General features: G+C 66.8%; 6 protein-coding genes. All 6 read right to left on the reverse strand.

What is annotated here, in order from left to right; genetic code table 11:
• Positions 1-47: 47 nt before the first annotated feature.
• A complete protein-coding gene (locus tag E8A74_RS26210) occupies positions 48-1,094 on the reverse strand; it encodes an RNA polymerase sigma factor (protein ID WP_136931807.1) in 1,047 nt (348 codons plus the stop codon).
• Positions 1,095-1,133: 39 nt separating this feature from the next.
• Positions 1,134-1,961, reverse strand: coding sequence for a hypothetical protein (locus tag E8A74_RS26215; protein WP_136931808.1), 828 nt, complete (start codon positions 1,959-1,961; stop codon positions 1,134-1,136).
• A 313-nt stretch (positions 1,962-2,274) separates the two neighbouring features.
• Positions 2,275-3,333: a hypothetical protein gene (locus E8A74_RS26220; RefSeq protein WP_136931809.1), complete on the reverse strand. Its 1,059-nt coding sequence runs from the start codon at positions 3,331-3,333 to the stop codon at positions 2,275-2,277.
• A gap of 165 nt (positions 3,334-3,498) precedes the next feature.
• On the reverse strand, positions 3,499-3,984 hold the full coding sequence (locus E8A74_RS26225; protein WP_136931810.1) for a hypothetical protein: 486 nt from the start codon (positions 3,982-3,984) through the stop codon (positions 3,499-3,501).
• Between the two features lie 257 nt (positions 3,985-4,241).
• On the reverse strand, positions 4,242-5,057 hold the full coding sequence (locus E8A74_RS26230) for a recombinase zinc beta ribbon domain-containing protein (protein ID WP_170229379.1): 816 nt from the start codon (positions 5,055-5,057) through the stop codon (positions 4,242-4,244).
• The gene (locus E8A74_RS26235; RefSeq protein WP_136931812.1) at positions 4,955-5,503 is read right to left on the reverse strand and encodes a recombinase family protein; all 549 of its coding nucleotides are present in this window, start codon (positions 5,501-5,503) and stop codon (positions 4,955-4,957) included. Before E8A74_RS26235 ends, E8A74_RS26230 begins: the two co-directional genes overlap by 103 nt.
• Positions 5,504-6,000 lie beyond the last annotated feature (497 nt).

Here is a 6,000-nt window from a genome sequence, read left to right on the forward strand (position 1 = left end):
TTTCCAAAAGAAACCGCATGCGCGTGTTGGATGGGTGGGGGAAGGTGTTACGGTGTAGGCTTGCAGGGCCCGTGGGTCGCAAACGCGGCCGCGAAGGCTCCCGTGAGTCGGCGACGGAGCTTGTTCGCGGTTTCGCAGTCCCCGCGGGCCTCGGCCGCCTTGATGATTCGCCCGAGCTCGCGGTTTGTCGCGTTGATGTCCGCCGCCGCTGGGGCGCCACCTTGCGGGGTCGTAGCGGGCACGGGTGCTGACACCACCTCGGGGCAAACGCATGCGCGGTCGGGCTCGATGATCCCGCCCGGAGTGCTTGGCTCCCCCGAAGCCGCGACCGTGACGACGATGGGCGAGAGCCGCGCGACGGGGTGGGCGCCACGCATGAGAAGGAAGACGATAAGGGCCCCGGCGGCTGCGCTGCCGAGCATCGAAAGTGCGCGTTGAGCTCGGTCGTTCGGCGGAGGGGTGGAGGGCCGGCTGGGGGCCCCGAAGGTGACCGGTGCGTCCGCCTTGTCTCCCGCGCCGCCTGCCTCCGTGGAGCCGTCGTGCGTGTGGCTCTCCTCGACGAAGGGCAGGACGCTGCGACTCCTGATCCCACGCTTCTTGAACTCCTCGGCGAGCGTCGCGACGGCCTTCGTGACCAAGTGGTGCGCGGTGCTCGTCGCCAGGTGGAACTCCGCCGCGATCTCCTTGGTCTTCTTGTTGTGGCCGAACCGAGCCCGTAAGAGCGCGCGGCCGCGCGGATCGCTTGCCTCAAGGGCGGCGAGGATCTCGTCGAGGTGGCGCTGGATCTCGGCCTCGTTGTACTCGTGCTCGGGATTCGACGGGGCGACGTCCTCTTCCGTGAGTTTCGGGGCCTTGCGGCTTTGGATGCCTCGCTTCTTCCAATCGTCGGCCGCGACCCTCTCGGTAATTCGTTGAAGGAAGCTGCTCATGGCTTGGACCTCGTGGTCCTGGAGGTACAGGATCGCCAGTCGGTACACCTCCTGCCGCAAGTCCGGCACATCGACGGCGGGGACATGCTGCTTCCGGAGCCAGGCATCGATGGCGTCCTGGTAGTTCGTCAGAAGGGCGAGCGGGTCCTGGTCAGGTGCATCCATGCTGTGGTTCCTCGGTCCTTCGGCAAACGCGGTGCGGGTTCACGGACGGCAACACAAGGTCCGGGGGCCGGCGAGGACCACCTCGCCCGAGAGCACGCCCCCGGAAGCCTCGCAAACCCCGGAATGGTAGGTCGGGGCCGTCGCTGTCTTGGCTGCGATGCCTTGGCCTTCCGGGTTGATGTCGAGGCATGTCGGCTTGCTGGAAGAGACGGAGATGTTGAACGTCTCGGCCGAGCAAACGGCATCCTCGTACAAGGTGATCCACGCGGAGCAAGAGCTCCCTTCGGGCGCGCCGCACGTGCACGGGGAGCACGTGCGCTGGTCCTCGAATGAATCGTAAACGATGAAGCGCTCGGTGTAATCCACGTCCGGACACGCGTGGATGTCAGGACGCTCGACACAGTGGCGATAACCGTTCTGCTCGGCCGGGATGCAGTGCTCGTCCGAATCGCACGCGCCGAACGCGCTCCCTTCACATACCCGAACGAGCGATGACCATGAAGGCTTCGTGGGCGCCGTGGTCGTGTTGCTGGAGGGGTCGATCGCCGCGCACGCTTCGCCCTCGACGCCAAGGGGGCTGATGGTGACGGACTGCACGCAAGGCACGCCAGGACCACAAGAGAGGCCGGCGGGGATGGCTTGTTCGGCGGCGCAGGACCCATCCCACGCGGCCGGGGGATTCGTCGGCGTCGCGATCGTCCCCTCCGGCGGCCAGCACGTGGCCGCGTGCGCGGTGATGCTCGTAGGCAAGGTGCACGACCCCGACGACGGGCCGCACGAACACGGGCCGCATTTCTTCGGGGGGATCACGAGATCGGCGTGCCACGTGAACTGCTCGACGGGCGCGGCGTCCGGGCAATCAGGCACGGTGCCGTCGTTCGGGCCAATCCAGGCAAGGAAAGGGAACGTGAAGCCGGCGGGGCGAAACGGCGCGCAGTCGCCGAGACACTCAAAGTTACAGTCAACCACCCCGTTGGTACTTGGGGCGTCGGCGTCTTCGTCGCCGGCGTCGGTGCCGGCGTCAGGCGTTGCGTCGCCGCCTGTCGTCGTGTCCGGATCTTGCCATTCGGCAACCGTGACCGCGTCTCCGCATGCGACAAACGACGTTGCGACCACGATCCCGAGCACGGGGACCAACAGAGTATGACGACGTGTGAAAACGAATTTCATGGTTGTTCATTCACTCGGACAAGGTTGCTGCAAACATGACGCCCAAGCCTAGACGCACGACAGGCGCCCGCCAATCTCGGACGGTTGCCCCCGTGGTGGGGTCCACCGTCGTGAAAACGACGCTCCGCACATCGGCCACTGCATCTCCGTACATTACGAGGGAATATGTCGGATGAAATTGCCAATTCCCGGCGACGCGCCCCCCGAAACCTACGGTAAAACCATCGGACATGAGAATCGGATCGGGGGCCTCGAAGTGGAAGGCCGCTCGGCCTACAGCCACGGACGCGCAGAGATCGACGAACCGCGTCCTTGCACATGGAAGGATCGAGGCTGTCCACAGGGACGTGCGCGCTGGGATGTCACGCGGACCGATGCCACGCACCGGTGTGACGACACCGCGGACATCAACGGCTAGCGCAAACGGCTTCCACCTGAAGCTCATCAACCCACTACCGCCAACCGCGAGGCTCGGCAGGCCGTAGGGCGTGATCGCAGGGCCGATCGCGGCCGTCACCTGGACCGAACTCTGCTCCCCCGGGGATGCTGCATCCGTAACCATGGCCGTCGGCCGCGGCATCAAGAGGGCAAGGGACTCGGGCGGCCGAAAGGTGAAGGGATGAAGCTCCGGGGACTGAACCTCGATCGTGGGCGGCGCTGCCAGGTGCGGCGGCGGTGCTTCGTTTCCCCACGCGCGCGCCCCGAGCCGCGCCTCGACGAGGGCCGCCACGTCGTACGCGAGCTCCCGGCACGTGCCCTGTGGGTCTGTTCGGCCGTGCCAGGGCTCGGCCCCCTCGACAGGCTCAGGGGCCCAAAGCTCCGCCTCGAAGCCCCTCCCGACGCGGTGCACCTCGATCCGGACCACGGGCGAGACATCGGTCCGGACAACCAAGTATCCAAACTCGCCCGCGAGGAGGAGCGCGAGCTCTTCGGCGTCGGGGCACCCCTCGGCCGGCGTCGGCGGTGCGTACTCGAGGCGAAAGGCGATCTTCGGCTTCGCCGCAAAGGCGGACGGCGCGAGGGTGAGCCCACAGAGCACGGCGGCGAGGCTGGCGAGGCGGCGCGGCATGTCGGGTCGACACGAAGCTACGCTCGGACTCCGCCAGGATGCAAGCGCCGTTTGCCCGGGCTCACCATCTGCCGGTCACGAAAGGGGATTTCAGGGGGGCTCGCTGGTCGAGAGGTTCGTCCGGGGCGACGGCGGCGGGTGCTCTCGTCCCCGGCTCCCCGCGCATCAGAATTCCGCGACGGCCTTCCGCGTTTTGCTGATGAGTTGCGCCGGCACGGCTTGCCCCCGAAGGTTCATCAGGAGCACGAAACACCAGTTGCGCTCCGAACCAACGAAAACGAGTTCTTTCTCCGGCTTTCGGGGCTCGACGGCACGATATTCCTCTTCGGTCCGGCACTGGGGGACCATCACGGTATTGTCGACGGACAGGCCAAACCCGTTCGGCGTTTGGACGCACGTTCCAGCGCCATGAGCGGTCCGGAGTTTGTCGCAGAGTGTGCGGGCGTCGCGCGCGGGGATGGTCGTGGTGGCCGACACCTCGGACGAGGTCGGCTCGGTCTTGCCCTTGTTGGACGCTCCTCCCACCACGACGAGCACGCATGACCCAAGCCAGATGAAGCCGCCCGCGAAGACCAGGAGCCAAGGGATGGGGGTGGATTTTTGCGGCTGCGGCTGCGGCGCGGGTACAGTCTGCGCACATGCGGGGTGCATCGGACCTGCGGGAAAGGCGACGTGGGGGCCTTGAACGGGGTGGTGACACCGCAGGCACGTTCCGACGATCGGCGGGTTGGGAGGAGGGCCGTAGGGCGTCATGGCTCGGAACCTTACCACATGAAGGTTCGTCCGGGAACGTTAGATGATGGTCGGGGTCATGGGCGCGAGCGCCGGCCGCGCGCGTGGGGTAGGGGAGAGCGACGATGGAGACGGTGCGGTGTGTTACGGCGCGTGTCCGGGGGCCGGCTGAGGTCTCACGCCGCGAAGCCCATGCGCGCGGAGGCGACGCGGGGCAGATCGAGCGGAAACGCGGTGTTTTGTGGATGTCTTAATGTTTCGAATCCCGCTGGGGACGCTGATTTAAGACATCCAGCCGCGAACAGGGCCCACAGGTTCGCGGATCCCTCCACCCAGAACCGCTTCCCTTCGGGGGTCTCGATCGGCACGAAGCGAAGCGGCGCCGTGACGAGGCGTTCCAGGGCTGAGCGCGCCCTCTCGGGGTTGCGTTCGAGCAGCCCGGCGATGTCCGCGATCCGGCCGCGCGCTTCCTTCTCCATGCGCCGGACCTCCAGGTCCAGGACAGACGGAGCCGTCTGGATCGCCGCAAGCCTCGACTCGATGGCCGTGAGCCGCTTCTCTCGCTCGGCCATCATCCGGACCAGCGTGGTCGGGGCATCCGTGGTCGCGATGATCGCCTCCCCGAGCCGCGCGATCTCCTCCCGGAGCTTCCGCGCCTCCGCCTCCAGCGCGGGCGTCTCGCTTGGGGTGGTCTTCGCCCGCTCGGCGAGCCGCTCCCGCAGGGTCTTGAGCGCGTGGAGGATGACGTCCTCCTGGAGCACGTTCGCCTGGAGCCATCGGATGACCGACGCATCCACCGTCGCGATCGGCCGCCGGAGCCCGTTCCGACACACGGCCGGCCCCCGGTCCCGATGCCACGAGCAGCTATACATGAGGACCGTTTCGTAGCTCACTTTGCCATGGTCAGACCGCATCGGGCCGCCGCACTCCGCGCACCGCCCGATCCCGGAGAGCAGGTAACGCGCCCGTGGTCCCCGGGCCTTCGTTCCCATGGTGTGCGCCTGCTCCTCGTTCCGGGTCTGGACAGCCAGCCAGAGCTCCTCGGAGACCATCCGCAGTTCAGGCACCCAACGGCGCCGTCGAGGGTCACTTCCTCGCCGGTGTAGTAGTAGAAGAGCCGAACGCCGCTCTCTAGAATGTCCTGAATCACGAGCCCGGATCGGAACGTGTCGCCCCCGAGCCGGCTCTCGTCGCGGACGACGACCGCATCGAACTCCCCGGCTTTCGCCGCATTCAAGAGCGCGAACAGGCCCGGCCGTTTCTTGAACTCCGCCCGCGAAACCGCGTCATCGACGAAGAGATGGTCCGGCGCGTGGGTGCCCCCTTCGGCTTCGACGAAGCGCGCGCCCTCCTCGCGCTGGACATCGAGCGACGCCATTTGATGTCCATCCGTCGAGCGACGGGCGTAAAGAGCGGTCCGCAGTTGATAGAGCCTCATGACGAGCGTGGAGGGTACTTCAGGAGGTCTTTCAGGACAAGCTCCGCAAGCGCGACGGCAAACTCGGCGCGCCTTCGGTCCAAGGGCTTCGCGCGGGAGGGGGTTGTCGCGACATCCGTCTCGGGAGGTCCGGCATCCGGCGGTCCGGTCCCTCTCCCAGACACCTCCGGAGGGGGACCGCCGACACCTTGCGCCCGAGGCAGGGGACGGGCTTGGGGGTCGGGGGGCGATGGTCTTTGAGCTCGAGCTCCTCGGCGCATGGTGGCCCTTGGGCGCGTGACGTGCTGGCGCCTTGTCGGAGGAAGCTACCCGCCGAAGTGTCGGATTTACTAGGGAAAACCCAGACAAAGTCAGACAAATTCTGTCCTAGCAGCCCGTGGACCTATCCCGAAGGGACGATCGACAGAGACGGGAGACGATGGTAGGTTTGTCCGCGTCATGTCGATGGGTCGAACACGGGAGAAGCAAGCGCCGCTCTGGGTGGCGGCGCCTTCGCT

It is taken from the genome of Polyangium fumosum (assembly GCF_005144585.1).
Lineage (GTDB): Bacteria > Myxococcota_A > Polyangia > Polyangiales > Polyangiaceae > Polyangium > Polyangium fumosum.